This is a genomic window from Pseudomonas sp. TH37 (genome assembly GCF_016650735.1).
GTDB lineage: Bacteria > Pseudomonadota > Gammaproteobacteria > Pseudomonadales > Pseudomonadaceae > Aquipseudomonas > Aquipseudomonas farris.
The window spans coordinates 611,026-629,209 of sequence record NZ_JAEKFD010000002.1 but is presented as its reverse complement, the minus strand read 5'-3'; the positions used below and the strand labels follow the sequence as shown (position 1 = coordinate 629,209).

Sequence of the window (18,184 nt, the reverse complement as noted above, 5' to 3'; positions counted from 1 at the left end):
GGGCAAGCCCGCTCCCACATATTGATCTTCATCTGATTCAGGACTGTGCTTGCTCTGGCGACCGTCCTCGCCGCGCCTGCTATCATGCGCGGCACCCCATCGCACAGGATCGCGCCGTTCCCCATGGATTACCGCAAACCCTCCGACCGCAAAAGCATGCACTCGCGCATCGTCCAGGAACTGGGCATGCAGATCGTCTCGGGACGTTTCAAACCGGACGACAAACTGCCCGCCGAAGCCCTGCTGTGCGAGGAATACGCGGTCAGCCGGCCGGTGCTGCGCGAAGCCACCCGCGTTTTGGTCGCCAAGGGCCTGGTGTATTCCCGTCCGCGGGTCGGCACGGTGGTCAAGCAGCGCAAGGAATGGCACATGCTCGACCCGGACGTGCTGCACTGGCTGATGCAAAGCAGTCCGCAAAACGAATTTTTTGATCTGCTGACCAGCGTGCGCAGCATCATCGAACCCGCCGCCGCCGCATTGGCCGCGCAGTTCGCCACGGATGAAGACATCGCCTCTATCGGCGAGGCCTACCAACGCATGGAAGCGGCACCGACCCCGGAAGCGTTGTTGCAACCGGACCTGGATTTCCACAGCCGCATCGCCGACGCGACTCATAATGACTTGCTGGCGAACCTTTGCAACATGCTGTCGGTGGCGATTGCCGAAGCCTTGAAGCACTCCAACCAACGACCAAATCTGCATGAATTGGCGATGCCACGGCACAAGGCGATCCTGACCGCTATCGAGAATCGTGATGCGCTGGGCGCGCGGCATGCGACGCTGGTGCAGCTGGATGATGCGCGTAGTGCGTTGAATGTGGTGCTGGGAACCGATCCCTCATAACCACCACTGAACCCTGTGGGAGCGGGCTTGCCCGCGATTACGGAGTGTCAGTCGATATAGATGCTGAATGATCCGCCGCCATCGCGGGCAAGCCTGCTCCCACAGGGACTGATGTGAAGTTTGAGATGAAAAAAAGCCGCAACCTTGGTTGCGGCTTTTTTGTTTCAGCGACCGGTCAGTGAGCAAACAGCGAGTTGCCCTTCTGCCCTGCCAGTTTCTCCGGCTTGATCAGGAACCGTGCCAGCGCTGGCAGCAGCCACAATGCGCCGAACATGTTCCAGAGCAGCATGAAGGTCAGCATCAGGCCCATGTCGGCCTGGAACTTGATCGCCGAGAAGATCCAGGTGCACACGCCGATCGCCAGGCACAGGCCGGTGAACAGCACGGCTTTACCGGTGGACTTCAGCGTCTGGTAGTACGCCTCTTGCAGCGGCAGACCGGCACGCAGGAAGCTTTCCAGACGGCTGTAGATGTAGATCCCGTAGTCCACGCCAATCCCCACCCCAAGCGCCACCACCGGCAAAGTCGCCACTTTCACGCCGATGCCCATGAACGCCATCAGCGCGTTGCCGAGGACCGAGGTCAGTACCAGCGGCAGCACGATGCACAAGGTCGCCGCCCAGGAACGGAAGGTGATCATGCACATGGTCGCGACGCAGATGTACACCAGGACCAGAATGGTCAGTTCGGAGCGTTTGATCACCTCGTTGGTGGCCGCCTCGATCCCGGCATTACCGGCGGCGAGGATGAATTCCAGGCCTTCCTTGTTGTTGTCTTTGGCGAAGTCCTGCACCGCATGCACCGCACGATCCAGGGTTTCAGCCTTGTGGTCGTTGAGGAACACCAGCACCGGCGCCAGGGAGCAATTGTTGTTGTACAGGCCATCGGCACGAGCGATGGAGTTGTTCAGCACGTCCGGGTTGCGCGACAGGGTTTCCCATTTCAGGTTGCCCTCGTTCATGCCCTTGATCATCTGCTTGGACACGGTCACCAGCGAGATCGCCGACTGCACGCCCTCGGTGTTCTGCATTTTCCACATCAGCTCGTCGATCGGCGCCATGGCCTCATAACGCGAGCAACCTTCGGACTTGGTCTTGACCATCACCACCAATACATCAGAGCTGGTGGAGTAGTTGTTGATGATGAAGCTGTTGTCCTTGTTGTATCGCGAGTCCGGACGCAGCTCTGGCGCGCCTTGGTCGAGGTCGCCGATTTTCAGGTTCTGGCTGTACCAGAGGCCGCCACCGAAAGCGATCAACGCCAGGGCAATGGAAATCGGTGCGACTTTCGGGCTGGCAAAGTTCGACAGCAGTCGCCAGAACGGATGTTCGCGGTGCGCATCTTTCTTGCTGCGTTCGACCGCGCGTTTGCTGATACCGACGTAGGAAATCGCCACCGGCAGCAGGATCAGGTTGGTGAACACGATCACCGCCACGCCGATGGAGGCGCCAATGGCCAGTTCACGGATCACGCCAATGTCGATGATCAACAGCGTGATGAAGCCCACCGCATCCGCGAGGATCGCGATCATCCCCGGCAGAAACAGCTGACGGAATGTGCGGCGTGCCGCTGTCAACGCGTTTTCCGCCTCGCTGGACTGCAAGGCGATACCGTTGATTTTCTGCACGCCGTGGGAAATCCCGATGGCGAAGATCAGAAACGGCACCAGCATCGAATACGGATCAAGCCCGAAGCCGAAGAAGTGCATCAGGCCGAGCTGCCAGACCACCGCCACCAGTGTTGTGCTCAATACCGCCACGGTACTGCGCATGCAGTTAGTGAACCAGTACAGCAGGATCAGGGTAATGACGAAGGCGACACCGAAGAACATCACCACCATGACCAGCCCATCGATCAGGTCGCCGACTTTCTTGGCGAACCCGACAATGTGGATCTTCACGTTGGGGTTCTGGGCTTCGAACTTGTTGCGGATCTTGTCTTCGAGTTCGTGAGAGAACTTGCGGTAGTCCAGCGCCAGCAACTTGCCCTGGTCCTGCGGGTCCGGGTAGGACTCCAGCAGCGGGATGTCGACGATGCTCGACTTGAAATCGTTGGCCACCAGCCGCCCGACTTGCCCGGACTTGAGCACATTGTTGCGCAGCAGGTCAAGGCTTTGCTGGGAGCCGTTATAGCTCTGGGGGATCACTTCACCACCGGCGAAACCCTCCTCCGTCACCTCGGTCCAGCGCACGCTCGGGCTCCACAGCGACTTGAGGCCGGAACGGTCGACGCCGGAAATGTAGAACACCTCGTCGTTGATCTGACGCAGGGTCTCCATGTATTCCTTGGAGAAGATGTCGCCATCGGTGGCTTCCACGGAAATCCGCACCGTGTTGCCCAGGTTCGCCAGATCGTTGCGGTGCTCCATCATTTTTTCAATGAACGGATGCTCGAGCGGGATCATTTTTTCGAAACTGGTGGACGGCCGGATCAACGTCGCCTGCCAGAACAGGAAAACACTGACCAGCAGGCAGATGACGATGACTGCCGGGCGGTTATTGAAAATCAGGCGTTCAAGAAACGTCGCCTTGTCCTGATGAGGAGTGCTTAAGGATGTCATAGACCCGCCTTCTTATTATTTGCCCGGCTCATTTGGACGACCCGTTTTTTCCATTCTCTGCACCGGTGGGCGAAGTGACGCGAACGCCACCCTGTCCAGCCAGAATCAGATTGCCGTTGCCTGCCGCAGTCACCGCCGAGACGGAGATGCGATCCGGACGGTTGAACACGCTGAAGGTTTCGCCGTCGTCTGTGCTGCGAATAATGCTGCCGCCGTTGCCGACGATCACGATGGAACCGTCATCGAGCAATGTCGCGCCGGACAGACCGAACTCCAGTGCGCCGCGTGCAGCCTTGAGCTCGACCTGCTCCCAAGTACTGCCGAAATCCGTGGAACGGTAGAGATTGCCGCGCAACCCGTAGGCCAGCAGCGTGGCCGGTTGAGCAGTGCCAATCACGCCGAACAGCGAGCCTTCGTAGGGGCCCTCAAGCCTTTCCCAGGTCTGCCCATCATCGGCGGAGCGGAACATGCTGCCCTGCTCGCCGACGATGAAAATGCCGGATTCCTTGACCGCTGCGATGGCGTTGAGGTGGTACTGGTCTTCGTTGTCGAGGCGATCGCTGACGTCTTCCCAGTTTTTTCCGCCGTCGGTGGTTTCCAGCAACGCACCGTAAGCACCCACGGCAAAGCCGCTGTTAACGTCCTTGAACCAGACGTCGAGCAGCGGCGATTCGCGTTTCAGGTCTTCGAATTGTTTGGTCCAGGTAATGCCGCCGTCTTCGCTGGCGAGGATCTGCGCGTCATGGCCAACGGCCCAGCCGTGTTTGTCATCGACAAAAAACACTGCCGTCAGCAGTTGCCGGGTCGGCACCTTGGCCTGGGTCCAGGTCGCGCCCTGGTCATCGGAATACAGAATGTGCCCGCGATCGCCGACCGCCACCAGGCGTTTGCCGGCGTGTACGACATCGAGCATCAGGCCTTTGCTGGCCTTGGCGGATTCAACGGAATAAACCACATCGGTGGCCGACGCGGCAGCGGCCAGCACAGGCGCCGACAGCACGGTACAGCCCAACAGCGAGAGCGCTGTAGCCAGCAACGCGAACCTGCGTAACGCCGGCGGGCGGCCAATACTCACACCCATGACAGGCTCACTCATAGACCTTCCCTCACATTATTATTGTTAGGTCGTTCAACCCTTCAGGGCGCCGTAAGGGATGCTCATCGGGATTGACCTATTCAGGAGCATAGTCCTGAAACCCGCAATCCAGAGCCCCTTCGGAAGCTGGCTTATCCTATCGGGGTTTGGAAAGGTCTGACAATCGACGCCACGTTATGTTTTGTTAACCTGAGGGGTATGGGGTGGGGGTGAATGATTGGGTATCAGGTGGGGTGATTGGGCTTTGGGCTTTGGTGTACATATCCGTTTCTGCGGTAACGGCGGCTATTGGTTCCGCTCTTACAGCGGGTCACTTTCGAAAAGCGCGAAAGTAACCAAAGCGCTTTTTGCCCCTCCATTCGGTGCCTCGCTTAGGCTCGGCATACCCTCACTCCGGCATTGCTCCGGGGGCCCGCCGCCATCGGCCATCCATGGCCGGGGGCGGCTACCGCGGCATCCTTGCCGCGGTGCCCCCTGCGCAACGCCTGCGTTCGGCCTCTGGGAAAGGGGCGGCAGATCCAATGCCAAAGCAACAGCAGAAGCAACGGCAACGGCAACGGCAAGATCAAAAGATCGCAGCCTCGCTTCGCTCGACAGCTCCCACAGGGACATGCGTTCACTTGAAGTCAGGCCGGCCGGCGGGCCGCCTCGCTTTTGATGTTGACGCACCGCCCCCTCGAGAGGCCGAGTGGAGGTTCTGCGTAGTGGGCAACCCGGCATGGATGCCGGGTTAGCCGCCCCCGGCCATGGATGGCCGATGGCGGCGGGCCCACGGAGCAGGACCGGAGCGAGGGCATGCCGAGCCTAGGCGAGGCACCGAACGAAAGGGGCAAAAGCGTTTTGGTTACTTTGGCGCTTTTCCAAAGTGACCCGCTGTAAGAGCGGAACCCTAAGTGGCCGTTACCGCAGGAATGGATATGTACACCATCAAAAAAACCAGTCGCAGGCAAGCCCCGCTCCCACAGAGTCCGAGTGAACCCTGAGGGAGCAAGGCCAAACTCAGGCCAGGCTTTTGCTGACCACTTCAAACACATCGCTGGACAGTTGCCCCGAAGCGCGAATCCGCTCCAACTCACCTTTCATCAACGCCTGACGAGCGTCATTGTATTTGCGCCAGCGAGTCAGCGGCGCCAGTTGGCGAGAGGCGATCTGCGGGTTAAACCCGTTCAACTCGATCACCAGATCCGCCAGGAAGCGATACCCGGAACCGTCAGCCGCATGGAAGTTGATCAGGTTCTGCCCGGCAAACGCGCCGACCAGTGCCCGCACCTTGTTCGGATTCTTGATCGTGAACGCCGGGTGTTGCATCAAGGCTTTGACCCGCTCCAGACCGCCCGGCAACGTGCTTCCCGCCTGAACGCTGAACCACTGATCCATGACCAGCGGATTGTCCTTGAAGTGTTCGGCGAAGGTCGCCAGCGCCGTGGCTTTCTGCTCTTCGAACGGCGAATTCACCACCACCGCCAACGCCGTCAGACGCTCGGTCATGTTGTCGCTGGTGTCGAACTGTTCAAGGGTCGCCGCCAACACTTCCGGCTTGCCGCTGAGCATCAGGTACGACAGCGCAATGTTTTGTAGCGCGCGGCGGGCGAAATGCTCGGCTTCGGCCACATACGGCGTTTTCTTCGAGAGATCGCGATTGGCCTGATAACGCAGCCACAATGCCTCGAACAAGCCTTCAGCCAATTGCTTACGGGCAAACTCGCGAGCCGTGTGAATGGCGTCTACGTCAGCCACTTCACTGATCTCGGTCAGATACGCCTCGCCCGGCAGCGAAAGCATTTCGGCGACCATCGCCTGATCCAGTGTGTCGTCGGACAGCACGGTACGCAGTGCTGAAACCAAACGCTGATCCAGCACCAGGGCTTCACCCTTCTGTTGCTGTTCGATCAACTCTTGCAGCACCTGCACCGACAATTGCTGACCGGCATCCCAGCGGTTGAATCCGTCGCTGTCGTGCTGCATCAGGAACATCAGCTGATCGCGGTCGTACGGGAAGCTCAGTTTCACTGGCGCCGAGAAGCCACGCAGCAACGAAGGCAGCGGCTTTTCAGCAATGTCGATGAAGGTGAAGGTCTGCTCGGCTTCAGTCACCGAAATAACCCGCGAGGTGCCTTGAGCACTGGCTTCACCGGCAAGACGCAGGGCAATTTCGCCGCCCTTGCTGTCCAGCAGGCCCAGTTCCACTGGAATCACGAACGGCAGTTTTTCCACCTTGTCCGGGGTTTCCGGGCAGCTCTGGCGGAAGGTCAGGCTGTAGGTTTTCGCTGCGGCGTCGTAGGACTCGCTCACCGCCAAACGCGGTGTACCAGCCTGGCTGTACCAGCGTTTGAATTGAGTCAGGTCAACGCCGTTGGCGTCTTCCATGGCCTTGATGAAGTCGTCGCAGGTCACGGCCTGGCCGTCATGGCGTTCGAAGTACAGGTCGCTGCCTTTGCGGAAACCGTCAGCGCCAAGCAAGGTGTGGATCATGCCGACCACTTCCGAGCCCTTTTCGTACACGGTCAGGGTGTAGAAGTTGGAAATCTCGATGAAGCTGTCCGGGCGCACGGCATGAGCCATCGGGCCGGCGTCTTCGGCGAACTGGTGGGTGCGCAGGTAAGCAACGTCCTGGATGCGCTTGACCGTCGCCGAGTTCATGTCGGCGGAGAAGCCGGAATCGCGGAACACGGTGAAGCCTTCCTTCAGCGACAACTGGAACCAGTCGCGGCAGGTCACGCGGTTGCCCGACCAGTTGTGGAAGTATTCGTGGGCAACGATCGCTTCCACCCGTTGGTGCGCGGCATCGGTAGCGGTTTCGGCGCGGGCCAGTACGGCGCTGGAGTTGAAGATGTTGAGGCCCTTGTTCTCCATGGCGCCCATGTTGAAGTCGTTGACCGCGACGATCATGAAGATGTCCAGGTCGTACTCGCGACCATAAACCTCTTCGTCCCAGCGCATCGACTTTTTCAGGCTGTTCATGGCGTGCTGGCACTTGTCGATGTTTTCCGGCTCGACGTAGATGCGCAGCGCCACGGAGCGCTCGGTCATGGTGGTGAAGGTGTCTTCGACGCACCACAGGTCACCGGCCACCAGCGCAAACAGGTAGGCCGGCTTCTTGAACGGGTCTTCCCAGGTCGCCCAGTGCCGGCCGTCTTCGCCGGGACCTGAGGCAATCGGGTTGCCGTTGGACAGCAGCACCGGATAGCTATGCTGCTCAGCGACCACCGTGGTGGTGAAGGTGCTCATCACGTCCGGGCGGTCGAGGTAATAGGTGATCTTGCGGAAACCTTCGGCTTCACACTGGGTGCAGAACATGGTGCCGGATTTGTACAGGCCTTCCAGGGCCGTGTTGGTTTCCGGGTGGATTTTGACGCTGGTGTCGACCGTGAAGCTTGTGTCGGTCGGTTGCAGGGTCAGGTGGTTCTCGGTCAGTTGGTAGTCGGCGGCGCTCAGCTCACGGTCGGCCAATGTCACCGACAGCAGCTCGAGTTGCTGACCGTCCAGCACCAGCGGCGGCAGGCCCGGGCCACGCTCAGGATTGCGGCGCATCACCAGTTGCGCATGGACCAGGCTGTGGTCCTCGAACAACTCGAAGGTCAGGTGCGTCTCGTCGATCAGGTACTCAGGAGCCTGATAGTCCTTCAGGTAGATCATCTTCGGTTGTTCGGTGCGCATACTGGAATCCTTACTGATGCACGGCGAGCTGGTAGGCCGTGTATTTACGAATATTGATCACGCCGGTGTCGAAAATCAGGTACTGGCCCTTGATCCCCAGCAGCGTGCCTTCGGCAATCGGGTTCTTGTCCAGGTTGAAGCTGACAATCTTGGCCGGGTATTGCTCGACCGGATAGCGGATCTCGAGCGGTTCGACATCGGTAATGGTCTGGATTGCTTGTAGGCCAAATCGTTCCTGCAAACCTTGCAAACCTTCCGCACAACTTTCAAACAGCTGATCTCGAACCTGTGCCAGGTCCACAGATACGGCATCGCCCTTGAGTAAAGCACGCCAGTTGGTCTTGTCGGCCACCTGGCTGCGGAACAGGTCTTCGACGAAGCCCGACTGCTGGCGGGTCGCGACGCGCATGATCGGCAAGGCCTGGCTGGCGCCCTGATCGAGCCAACGAGTGGGCAGTTGCGTGGCGCGGGTTATACCGACCTTGATCCCCGACGAATTGGCCAGGTACACCACATGATCGGTCATGCAGAATTTTTCGCCCCACTCCGGATCGCGGCAGGTACCAGCGGCGTAGTGACAACGTTCCGGGCTCATGATGCAAATGTCGCACTGCGCCAGTTTGGTCATGCACGGGTAGCAGTAACCCTGGCTGAAACTGGTTTTGGTCTTGCGTCCGCAATGGGTGCAGTGGATCGCCCCCAGGTATTCCAGGCGCACCGTGGTGCCGATCAAAGGATTGACCGGTACCTCGGCGTCGCCCAGACGAAAAGCGTACTGAACGTTCGGCCCGTCAAGGCGCGCCGACATTTTGCTGATTGCACCGCGGCCAATCTCGATCAATGGATGGCATCCGATTTGAACAGAATGTTTGGCACTTCGATCGACTTTGACTCGCATTCCTGCGGGCCCATGTAGCCGGTGCGCTCTTCCTCGGGCAAGTTCTGGATTTCCCAGGCGATCATCGCTTGCAGGGACAGTTCGCGCTGCTCGGCGGTGAGTTTGCCACCGTCGGACCATTTGCCGATTTCCACCGCCAGTTTCAGGCTCTGGTAGATATCCGGGGTGATGTTTTTGATCATTTCGTTAAAAGAGGACATCAAGGGCTCCGCGCTCTTTAATCACATAGCTTATTTGGAAGTCAGTTTACGGCGGTTGTACAAACCGCCCAACAAACCGGTGAAGCATCCGATGAGTAACCCGCTGACGTGGGCCGCGTTGGCAATCTGGCCGAAGCCGATCATCGAAACCAGCCCGGACAGGCACACCAGCAACCACACCAGCATCATCACCAACACCCCTCGGGGCAGGCGATACGCCGGGTTCGGCGACAGAACCTGGAAAATCCAGCAATGCCCGAGCAGGCCGTACAGCACGCCGGACAACCCGCCAAACAGGCTCGGGCCGCTGAAAAGGAACTGGACATAGTTGGACACCAGGCTGAACAGCAGCGTCAGGCCGATCAGGTTGATGCTGCCCTGACGCGACTCGATACGCCGCCCCAGCTCCCAGTACCACATGCCGTTCATGGCCAGGTGCAGAATGCCGAAGTGGATCAGCATCGGCGTTACCAGACGCCACCACTGCCCCGCCGCCAGGCTGTCGGCCAATGGCGTGAAATGGATGTACTCGCCGACCACACGGAAATCGAGGAAGGTCAGCCAGCGTATCGTTTCGAGGTTATCGCCCAGCAGCGTCACCATCGCGACGATCAGGGTCAACAGCAGCACCAACGCCGTAGCCTTGCTGTGGCGCAATTGCTCGACGAAGCCTGGACGCTGCAGCGTCTGCGTGATCGGGATATCCAGTTGCTGATCGGGGTCGCCTGCCGGAAAGCGTTCGTACAATGAGCGCACGTCTTCGCTGATGTTGGCCGGCACCCACAGCACCTGCTCGCCCGCCTCTTCGCTGACCCGATGGGGCACTTGCATGCGCTGCAGCAGTTTGACGAACCCGCTCAAATCCACCGCCAGAGGCAGACGCAATACCGCCACCGCCGTCATCGCAACACCTCCGGCCGCTCGACATCGACCCAGACAAATTTATGCGGGTCGAGACGGGTTTCCTGATCCAGTCGATAAGCGACCAGTTTTCCGTAGAGCACCGCGCTGTAATCCAGGCACGCCAGGTTCGGGCGGATCGGCGCCGGTTTGCCGCTGCGCCAGTAGTGACCGACGAACAACAGCGGCTCATCGACGCCGTAGCGCAGCAAGTTGTCTTTTTCGCTGGACGACAGCGGCGTGCGGGCCACCGGCTCAGGCAAGGCGTCGGGCTGGAACACGATGTCTCCGTAGGTTTGCGGGTCGTCTTCCCAGAATTTGGTGCGGAAGAACGAGCGCGTCAGGCCGTCGCCGCTGGTCATGGTCAACCCGTGGGGCAAACGCATGTCGGTGCCGCGCAACAGGCGATCGAACACGGTGCAGGCAAAACTGCCCGGCACCGCGGAGGCCTGAAGGAAATGCTCATCGATGCAACCGTCGGGAAACAACCCGCGCAACGGTTCGATCAGGCCGGCGTCCCAACAGGCATGCACCACCCGGAAACGCCCGGCATCGACGAACAAGGGCAGTTCATAGAACCATTGCAGGAAGTCATGCCAATCTTCGGGATGATCTTCGAACTGGGTCAGGGTTTCGTGAAGCAGGCGGGCATGGCGCGGCGTATGTTCACGCACGAACTGCTGGCCGCTGCCCGGCAGCGCTGGCGTGCTCCAGCCGAGGGCGTTGAATTCATGGTTGCCCATGATGCACAGCGCCTGCCCGGCCTCGACCATGTCGTGGACGATGTGCAGCGCCTCGCGAATCCGCGGGCCGCGGTCGATGATGTCGCCTAGGAACACCGCCATGCGCGACGGATGCCGCCAGACGCCAGCCTGTTTGTGGTAACCGAGCCGGTCGAGCAAGTGCTCAAGGGTCAGAGCGCAACCGTGCACGTCACCGATCAGGTCGTAGCTACGCGCGGGATCGAGCATCAGTCGCCTCCACCACCCAACTTGCTGCCCCAGCCGAGCTTGGTCCGGCAGACTTCATAGTAGTTGTGGTCCAGCGGATGAATCAGCCGCAGCTTCTGCGCTTTCTTGCTGATGGTGATGGTGTCACCGGGCGCGCAGGTGAAGTGATTCTGCCCGTCACAGGAGACTTGCGGGTAAATCTGCATATCTTTGGACACGACGATTTTCAGCTCACTATTGCCATCGACCACGATCGGTCTACCTGACAAGGTATGGGGGTACATCGGCACAATCACAATAGCGTCGAGCTTGGGATGCATGATCGGGCCGCCCGCCGACAGCGCGTAAGCGGTCGAACCGGTCGGCGTGGCAACGATCAGGCCGTCAGCCTTTTGACTGCAGACGAACTGGCCGTCAATGTACAACTCGAACTCGATCATCCGCGTCGATTTGCCGGGGTGCAGCACCACATCATTCAGCGCATCGCCCTGGCCAATGGCCTCGGCGTGGCGACGGACTTCGGCTTGCAGCAGGAAGCGGTTTTCCACCAGATAGTGGCCGTCGAGCACTTCGGCGACTTTGACTTCCAGCTCATCGGGACGAATATCGGTCAGGAATCCCAGGCTGCCCCGGTTGATGCCGAGCACCGGAATATTGTGCTTGGCCAGCGCCCGGGCGGCGCCCAGCAGGCTGCCGTCACCACCGACCACAATCACCATGTCACACACTTCACCGAGCATCTTGCGCGACGAAGTTTGCAGGCCATGACCCGGCAGGACTTCGGCGATGGTGTCTTCGAGGATCACGTGCAGGTGACGATCGAGCAGAAACCGTTTCAGTCGGCGGACGGTATCCAGCACCTGAGAACTGCCCAGGCGACCGATGATGCCGATATTACGAAATTGCTCCATGGGGCTCCTGCGAGGGTCTGCGGCGGCGAAAAACACGATTATGGGCGAAAGCGCGGCGTAGACAAAACCCTTTCAGCCACAACGGTGTGCTCGCGTTTCGGGCTATGCTCGCAAGATGATCCTATTTCCAGATTTGCTCCAGTTACCTCACCAGTTGCGCCACCCTGAAGTGCGCGACCTGGCTTGGGTCATCCTCGCACCGCCGATGCTCAGCGTCACCCCGTGGCCGCAGCGTCATCCGCTGGCGGGCAGCGACTGGGTGCAGGCACCGGAGCGCCTGGAACACTGGCTCAGGCAACTGGATCGCGACAGTTACGATTTGCTGCACTGGCTGGCCCAGGCCAGAACCCGGCGACTGGGTCTGTACTACGAACGGCTGTGGCAATACGCCGTGCGGCACGCGCCGGGTATCGAACTGATTGCCGCCAACATGCCTATCCGCCGTGAAGGCCACACCTTGGGTGAACTGGACATGCTGCTGCGTGATCGCGATGGCGTGCATCACCTGGAACTGGCGATCAAGCTCTACCTTGGGCCACAGAACGGTGACGGCCATGACACCGCGCAGTGGCTCGGACCGGGTTGTCATGATCGACTGGACCGTAAACTGAAGCACCTGAGCCAGCATCAATTGCCAATTTCCGCGCGGGCGGAAAGCCGTGCAGTGCTGGCGTCGCTGGATATCCAGCAGTTCAGTGCGCATCTGTGGCTGGGCGGTTATCTGCTCTATCCGTGGCCGGGACAGGCCGAATCACCCAGCGGCGCGCACCCTCAGCATTTGCGCGGTAGCTGGCTGCATCAGAAAGACTGGGCGGACTTTGTCGTGCAGCGCCCATTCGGTCGCTGGCAACCCCTGCCCCGCCATGCCTGGTTGGCGCCGGCACACTATCCCGAAGAGCAAACCTGGAACGCTGAACAGCTGAGTGCATGGCTGAGCGATCTGGACCCGCTGGCACCGGCGCAATTGATGGTGCGGCTGACAGAGAATGGCGAAGGAGATTGGGAAGAAGCCGAGCGGCTGTTTCTGGTGTCCGATCTTTGGCCGAATGTGCCGGGTAATGGCTGAATTTGTGGTGAATGGACCAGCCCTATCGCGGGCAAGCCCGCTCCCACAGGGATTAGTGTGATCCTGTGGGAGCGGGCTTGCCCGCGATAGGGTCGACTCGGTCTGGATGGACAACCGCAACGCCAAAGCCCGCCACACAAGCTAAAAGGGAAAGGTTGTCACTGCTTTTTATGCTGCTCAACCCACAGCGCATACGCATCGATGAATTTCTGCAAGAACGGCCTGACCGACTCCGACAACTTCCCCGCCTCGTCGAACGCTGAACCGGCGCCGCCCAGATAGGCTTCCGGCTGCTGCATGCACGGCACATTAAGAAACACCATGGACTGGCGAATATTGTGGTTGGCCCCAAATCCGCCGACGGCGCCTGGTGAAACGCTGATCACCGCACCCGGCTTACCGTTCCAGGCGCTCTTGCCGTAGGGGCGCGACCCCACGTCGATCGCATTCTTCAACGGCGCCGGCACCGAACGGTTATATTCCGGGGTCACGAACAGCACGGCGTCGGATGAACTCACTTGTTGTCGGAAAGTGCTGTAGGCTGCCGGCGGTGATTCGCCATCGATGTCTTCGTTGTAGAGCGGCAAATCGCCGATTTCGACGATATTCAGCTTCAGATTGGCAGGCGCCAGCTCGGCCAGCGCCAGCGCGACCTTGCGGTTGATCGACGCTTTTCTCAGGCTGCCGACCAGAACGGCGATCTCGTAGACGTTGCTCATGGAAGATTCTCGACTGTCCGATGGGAAGAGCTTCTAGTTATAGATGATCAAATGACGATTCAACCAGCGGGCGACGGAAAAACGCCGCCCCTGACTATTTTTTTCCTGTAGGAAAACTTACCTCGCCCAACCACGGTCTACAGAACCGCAAATTGAGTGATTTATCTCCAGAGGTTCTAAGCAGATGGCAGCAGTACTCGTCGGTCAGTTCCATGCAAGAGACGCGGAAGGCCGCGTTTATTCCGTGCATGAGTTCCAGGAATCCACCCCGTCGCACGACGGCCTCGCCGGCTCGGTGCCTGTCACCACCTATAAGCTGGCCATTGGCGACCGGCTCAACAAACTCGACGACAACGAATTTGTGCTGGTGCAATCAGGCGTCACCCTCACTCGCGAACCTGAAACGAACGTGGCCTCATAACCCGCTGTTATGAGCAGAAGTCATATGCGCGCACTTGAGTTAGGATTCAGTAACTGACTCCCTCACCTGCTGAACATGGACTTCACGCATGCGTTTACGTCATATCGAAGTGATCCAGGCGCTCCTGCAGACCGGTCACCTGGGCACCGCCGCCGAATGGCTGCAGCTGCCGGTGGCCGAGGTTGAACGCACCCTGCGTGATGCCGAGGATCAGTTGGGTTTCATGCTGTTTGCCAGCGTGCGTGGTCGCCTGCAAGCCACGCGCGAGGCGCGGGAGCTGCAGGTCGAGTTCGCCCACGTCTACGAAGCCCTCGAGCCGGTCCAGCGACTGGCCAGCAGCCTCAAGCAATATTTGGCCCCGCCCCTGCGAATCATCTGCACCCCGCCGTTGGCACAACAACTGTTGCCACACAGCATCGCGGCCCTGCGCCGACGCCTCCCCGACGCACCTTGCACCCTCCTGAGCCAGCCGACCCGCGAGATTGTCAGAAGCCTGCTGCTGCGTGAAAGCGATCTGGGCCTGAGCCTGCATGACCCGGACCACGCCGATATCCATTGCCAGGTCATCGCTCAAGGCAAGCTCCAGCTGCTGGCGCCCCATGGCTGGCTGCAACCGAAACAGAAGTACATTTCACTGCAGGACCTGGCCGGCCAGTCGATGGTTGGCCTGGAAGGTCACGATCCGTTAAGCCCGGCGCTGGACAACAAGCTGCATGCGCTGCGCCCTGCCCCGGTCATCCAGACCCGGGTTCAGACTCATCAAATGATGCGCAGCATGGTCGAGGCCGGTGAAGGCCTGGCGATCGTCGACCCGTTTACCGCCCTCGGCGCCAAATCGGCCGGGCTCGATGCCTGCCCCCTGGCGCCTGCCGTGCCGATCAGCGTGTATGCCTTGAGCCTCAAGACCGCCGAGCCCTCTTCGGCGGTTCAGGCGCTGCTGGACATCGTTACGGAACAAGCCGTGGCGATGTTGGCGAGCTGAGCGGGTTTTCCAGCGGATTATCGAACAGGCGATACCAGAACAGCGCCACCTCAGCGGTGTTCGGATCGATCCCGCGGTAGCGCAGATGATCGATCCCGCCGACCACATAGCCACAGCGCTCATAAAGCCGACAGGCGCCCAGGTTGTTGTTCTGGGTTTCCAGCATGATGCCCGGCAGTTTTTTCTTGCGACTCCAGAACTGCGCCACATCCAGTAGAGACTTGGCCACGCCATGACGGCGCGCCGGAGCATGCACCGCCAATTCGTCGATATGGGCGAAGCCGTTCCAGTTGGTGCTGACCACCAAATGACCCACCGGCTCGTCATCCAGATAAGCCATGAAAATCGCGCTGTCAGCGGCATCGTGAAAACTGCTGAATTCCTCGGGATCGATGCCATAACACTTGCGATACGGGGTGATTGACGTCACCGGCCACTGCGCCACCGGCTTGCCGATTTGCGCGGCACCATAGGCGGCGACTTCAAAACTGAAATCACTGCCCCAGATATAAGCCGCAAACCCCTCATCGGCGACACGCACCGAGAGGCCTGGGTGTTTGGGATTCATGACTGGTTGCATACTCGGAAAGGTCCTCATTCCTTGATGCAATCGACGGTGTAGTGCCGTCCATTGCCCTCGTCTTCGTGTTGCAAGCCATGCACATCGGCGACAAATCCGGGGAAACTACTGTCGAACGTACGGGCAAACTTCAGGTAATCGATGATCGAACGGGTCGACTCGGTGAAACGCTCGCCGGGCATGATCAACGGGATCCCCGGCGGGTATGGCACCAGCATTACCGCTGCGATCCGCCCGTCCAGAGCATCGATCGAAACAGCCTCAACCTCCCCGCGTACCAATTGATCATAGGCGTCCGCCGGCTTCATCGCGACTTCCGGCAGTACGGTGTACATGCGTTTGAGGTGTTTGGCCGTGGCATTGCTGCGATAACAGGCGTGCAATTGATCGCACAGATCGCGCAAACCCATGCCTTGATAACGGGCAATATTGTGTTGCGCCACGCACGGCAGGCAGGTGGCCAGGCTGACATTGGCGTCGTAACTGCGCTTGAACTCCAGCAACTCGGTCAGCAACGTGCTCCATTTGCCCTTGGTGATGCCCATGGAGAACAGCACCAGGAACGAATACAGCCCGGTCTTTTCCACGACCAGCCCACGTTCCCAGAGGAATTTGCTGACCACCGCCGCCGGAATCCCCCGCGCACTCAGGGCACCGCCCGCCGTCAGACCCGGCATCACCAGCGTGACCTTGATCGGATCGAGCAGCACGTAGTCGTCGGTCACGCCGCCAAAGCCGTGCCAATCGGCGTCGGGTTGCAGCAGCCAGTCTTTGGTGACCACCTGCTCGATACCTTCGGCCGAGGGCGGTTGCCAGATGGAAAACCACCAGTCGTCGGCGGCGATGTGCTGACGCAGATTGGCCAGGGCCCGGCGAAAGCTCAGGGCCTCATCGAACATTTCCTGCAACAGCGAACGACCGGCTGGTCCTTCCATCATCGCCGACGCTACGTCCAGCGAGGCGATGATGCTGTATTGCGGCGAGGTCGAGATGTGCATCATGAACGCTTCGTTGAAACGGTCGCGATCCAGCTGCCGCGCGCCGCCGTCCTGAACATGAATCATCGACGCCTGGCTGAACGCCGCCAGTAGTTTGTGCGTTGAGTGCGTTGTGAACACCAGCGGGCTGTCTTCGCTACGAGAGGTGCCCATGCCGTAACGGCCGGCGAAGAACTCGTGGAACGCCGCGTAGGCGTACCAGGCCTCGTCGAAATGCAGCACCTCGACGCTGTTGCCCAGGCTCTGCTTGATCAGCTCGGCGTTGTAACACAGGCCGTCGTAAGTCGAGTTGGTTACCACCGCCAACTTGACCTTGGGCTCGCGGCCCTGGGTCAGCGGGCTGGCGTCGATCTTGGCCTGGATCGATTCGCGGCTGAATTCGCTCAACGGAATCGGCCCGATAATCCCCAGCTCATTGCGCTCCGGGCACAGGTACAGCGGAATCGCGCCGGTCATGATGATCGAGTGCAGCACCGACTTGTGACAGTTGCGATCCACCAGTACCAGATCATCGCGGGCCACCATGGAATGCCAGACGATCTTGTTGGCGGTCGAGGTGCCATTGATCACGAAAAAGGTGTGATCAGCGCCGAAATTGCGCGCTGCTCTCGCTTCTGCCTCGGCCAGCGGACCGGTGTGATCGAGTAGCGAACCGAGTTCCGGTACCGACACCGACAAATCCGAACGCAGCGTGTTTTCCCCGAAAAACTGGTGAAACGCCTGCCCCACCGGGCTCTTGTGATACGCCACGCCGCCGCCATGGCCGGGGGTGTGCCAGGAATAATTGGAGTCGGCCGTGTGCTGCACCAGCGCCTTGAAGAACGGCGGCAACAGTCCGTCCAGATATTTACGCGCCGCGCGGGCGACCTGACGGGCGAGGAATGGCACGGTGTCTTCGAACAAATAAAGAATGCCGCGCAGCTGATTGAGCTCCGCCATGGCATCGGCGGGGGCATTTTCCAGGGTCACCTGTTCGCCCAAGGCAAAGATCGGCAGGTCCGGCGCCCGAATCCGTGCCAGGCGGATCAGCTCGGCCATGTTATGCAGAAGATGAGCATTGGTGCTGGCGTCTTCGGCGGCAATCAACATGCAAGAGAGGCCGTGATGAGTCGAGGCGACCAGACGCCCTTCGTTGTAATCGACCGCCGAGACGATGCTGAAGCCTTCCTGCTCAAGCTCCCGGGCGATGCCACGCACACGATCACCGGCAACGGTGTCGGCTTTGATGTCGCGGTGGACGATCAGGACCGGGAATTTCAAATCTTTATACATGGGGCTCGGTGTCCTGAGGCGGCAGACCGTGGCCTGCCAATAACCTCAGGGTAGAGGGTTGGAGCGCATGTGGCGAGCGGGATGCCCTGAAGTGGGGCGTTGGGTGCGTTTGTGAAGATCAAAAGATCGCA

Annotated in this window: 15 protein-coding genes; 4 read left to right on the top strand and 11 right to left on the bottom strand. The window is 59.9% G+C overall.

From position 1 onward, the window contains the following. Positions 1 to 123: 123 nt before the first annotated feature. Positions 124 to 843: a FadR/GntR family transcriptional regulator gene (locus JFU11_RS07980; protein WP_032835696.1), complete on the top strand. Its 720-nt coding sequence runs from the start codon at positions 124 to 126 to the stop codon at positions 841 to 843. Between the two features lie 175 nt (positions 844 to 1,018). Here JFU11_RS07980 and JFU11_RS07975 read toward each other — a convergent pair whose 3' ends face one another. The 8 genes from JFU11_RS07975 to JFU11_RS07940 form a co-directional block, all read right to left on the bottom strand. Continuing rightward, positions 1,019 to 3,403: an RND family transporter gene (locus tag JFU11_RS07975; protein ID WP_008011335.1), complete on the bottom strand. Its 2,385-nt coding sequence runs from the start codon at positions 3,401 to 3,403 to the stop codon at positions 1,019 to 1,021. 28 nt (positions 3,404 to 3,431) lie between these two features. Then, a complete protein-coding gene (locus tag JFU11_RS07970; protein ID WP_048394526.1) occupies positions 3,432 to 4,499 on the bottom strand; it encodes a YCF48-related protein in 1,068 nt (355 codons plus the stop codon). Between the two features lie 999 nt (positions 4,500 to 5,498). Next, positions 5,499 to 8,156, bottom strand: a complete 2,658-nt coding sequence (gene pepN, locus JFU11_RS07965; RefSeq protein ID WP_201060303.1) for an aminopeptidase N — start codon at positions 8,154 to 8,156, stop codon at positions 5,499 to 5,501. 10 nt (positions 8,157 to 8,166) lie between these two features. Then, entirely contained in the window at positions 8,167 to 8,997 is an 831-nt protein-coding gene (locus JFU11_RS07960; protein WP_201121250.1) for a DUF2797 domain-containing protein, read from the bottom strand. Next, complete coding sequence (locus JFU11_RS07955) at positions 8,994 to 9,254, bottom strand: DUF1315 family protein (RefSeq protein ID WP_038984092.1); 261 nt, start codon at positions 9,252 to 9,254, stop codon at positions 8,994 to 8,996. The genes JFU11_RS07960 and JFU11_RS07955 overlap by 4 nt, the downstream gene beginning before the upstream one ends. A gap of 30 nt (positions 9,255 to 9,284) precedes the next feature. Continuing rightward, positions 9,285 to 10,157 (bottom strand): rhomboid family intramembrane serine protease, encoded by an 873-nt coding sequence (locus tag JFU11_RS07950; RefSeq protein WP_123722994.1) that lies wholly within the window; start codon positions 10,155 to 10,157, stop codon positions 9,285 to 9,287. After that, positions 10,154 to 11,128 (bottom strand): metallophosphoesterase, encoded by a 975-nt coding sequence (locus JFU11_RS07945; RefSeq protein ID WP_187326503.1) that lies wholly within the window; start codon positions 11,126 to 11,128, stop codon positions 10,154 to 10,156. The genes JFU11_RS07950 and JFU11_RS07945 overlap by 4 nt, the downstream gene beginning before the upstream one ends. Beyond that, entirely contained in the window at positions 11,125 to 12,015 is an 891-nt protein-coding gene (locus tag JFU11_RS07940) for an NAD(+) kinase (protein ID WP_030130396.1), read from the bottom strand. Before JFU11_RS07940 ends, JFU11_RS07945 begins: the two co-directional genes overlap by 4 nt. A gap of 115 nt (positions 12,016 to 12,130) precedes the next feature. Here JFU11_RS07940 and JFU11_RS07935 point away from each other — a divergent pair, with 115 nt between their 5' ends. Continuing rightward, the gene (locus JFU11_RS07935) at positions 12,131 to 13,081 is read left to right on the top strand and encodes a DUF1853 family protein (RefSeq protein ID WP_123722996.1); all 951 of its coding nucleotides are present in this window, start codon (positions 12,131 to 12,133) and stop codon (positions 13,079 to 13,081) included. 158 nt (positions 13,082 to 13,239) lie between these two features. Here the strand turns inward: JFU11_RS07935 and JFU11_RS07930 are convergent, their stop codons facing one another. Further along, positions 13,240 to 13,800: an NADPH-dependent FMN reductase gene (locus JFU11_RS07930; RefSeq protein ID WP_038984096.1), complete on the bottom strand. Its 561-nt coding sequence runs from the start codon at positions 13,798 to 13,800 to the stop codon at positions 13,240 to 13,242. A gap of 184 nt (positions 13,801 to 13,984) precedes the next feature. Here JFU11_RS07930 and JFU11_RS07925 point away from each other — a divergent pair, with 184 nt between their 5' ends. Together JFU11_RS07925 and JFU11_RS07920 are read left to right on the top strand one after the other, a co-directional pair. Continuing rightward, complete coding sequence (locus JFU11_RS07925) at positions 13,985 to 14,221, top strand: hypothetical protein (RefSeq protein WP_052964268.1); 237 nt, start codon at positions 13,985 to 13,987, stop codon at positions 14,219 to 14,221. Between the two features lie 88 nt (positions 14,222 to 14,309). After that, positions 14,310 to 15,203, top strand: coding sequence for a LysR family transcriptional regulator (locus JFU11_RS07920; protein WP_123722998.1), 894 nt, complete (start codon positions 14,310 to 14,312; stop codon positions 15,201 to 15,203). On the opposite strand, the gene JFU11_RS07915 is transcribed toward JFU11_RS07920, so the two are convergent. Both JFU11_RS07915 and JFU11_RS07910 read right to left on the bottom strand, forming a co-directional pair. After that, entirely contained in the window at positions 15,169 to 15,783 is a 615-nt protein-coding gene (locus JFU11_RS07915; RefSeq protein WP_123722999.1) for a GNAT family N-acetyltransferase, read from the bottom strand. The genes JFU11_RS07920 and JFU11_RS07915 overlap by 35 nt on opposite strands. A gap of 14 nt (positions 15,784 to 15,797) precedes the next feature. Next, positions 15,798 to 18,053, bottom strand: coding sequence for an Orn/Lys/Arg decarboxylase N-terminal domain-containing protein (locus JFU11_RS07910; RefSeq protein ID WP_123723000.1), 2,256 nt, complete (start codon positions 18,051 to 18,053; stop codon positions 15,798 to 15,800). Positions 18,054 to 18,184: the final 131 nt, after the last annotated feature.

What these genes read in the sequence shown, in the direction of transcription:
- JFU11_RS07940 (WP_030130396.1), bottom strand. Translation starts at nt 12,015, where the DNA reads ATGGAGCAATTTCGTAATATCGGCATCATCGGTCGCCTGGGCAGTTCT.
- pepN (WP_201060303.1), bottom strand. Translation starts at nt 8,156, where the DNA reads ATGCGCACCGAACAACCGAAGATGATCTACCTGAAGGACTATCAGGCT.
- JFU11_RS07935 (WP_123722996.1), top strand. Translation starts at nt 12,131, where the DNA reads ATGATCCTATTTCCAGATTTGCTCCAGTTACCTCACCAGTTGCGCCAC.
- JFU11_RS07975 (WP_008011335.1), bottom strand. Translation starts at nt 3,403, where the DNA reads ATGACATCCTTAAGCACTCCTCATCAGGACAAGGCGACGTTTCTTGAA.
- JFU11_RS07980 (WP_032835696.1), top strand. Translation starts at nt 124, where the DNA reads ATGGATTACCGCAAACCCTCCGACCGCAAAAGCATGCACTCGCGCATC.
- JFU11_RS07910 (WP_123723000.1), bottom strand. Translation starts at nt 18,053, where the DNA reads ATGTATAAAGATTTGAAATTCCCGGTCCTGATCGTCCACCGCGACATC.
- JFU11_RS07920 (WP_123722998.1), top strand. Translation starts at nt 14,310, where the DNA reads ATGCGTTTACGTCATATCGAAGTGATCCAGGCGCTCCTGCAGACCGGT.
- JFU11_RS07930 (WP_038984096.1), bottom strand. Translation starts at nt 13,800, where the DNA reads ATGAGCAACGTCTACGAGATCGCCGTTCTGGTCGGCAGCCTGAGAAAA.
- JFU11_RS07950 (WP_123722994.1), bottom strand. Translation starts at nt 10,157, where the DNA reads ATGACGGCGGTGGCGGTATTGCGTCTGCCTCTGGCGGTGGATTTGAGC.
- JFU11_RS07970 (WP_048394526.1), bottom strand. Translation starts at nt 4,499, where the DNA reads ATGAGTGAGCCTGTCATGGGTGTGAGTATTGGCCGCCCGCCGGCGTTA.
- JFU11_RS07915 (WP_123722999.1), bottom strand. Translation starts at nt 15,783, where the DNA reads ATGCAACCAGTCATGAATCCCAAACACCCAGGCCTCTCGGTGCGTGTC.
- JFU11_RS07925 (WP_052964268.1), top strand. Translation starts at nt 13,985, where the DNA reads ATGGCAGCAGTACTCGTCGGTCAGTTCCATGCAAGAGACGCGGAAGGC.
- JFU11_RS07955 (WP_038984092.1), bottom strand. Translation starts at nt 9,254, where the DNA reads ATGTCCTCTTTTAACGAAATGATCAAAAACATCACCCCGGATATCTAC.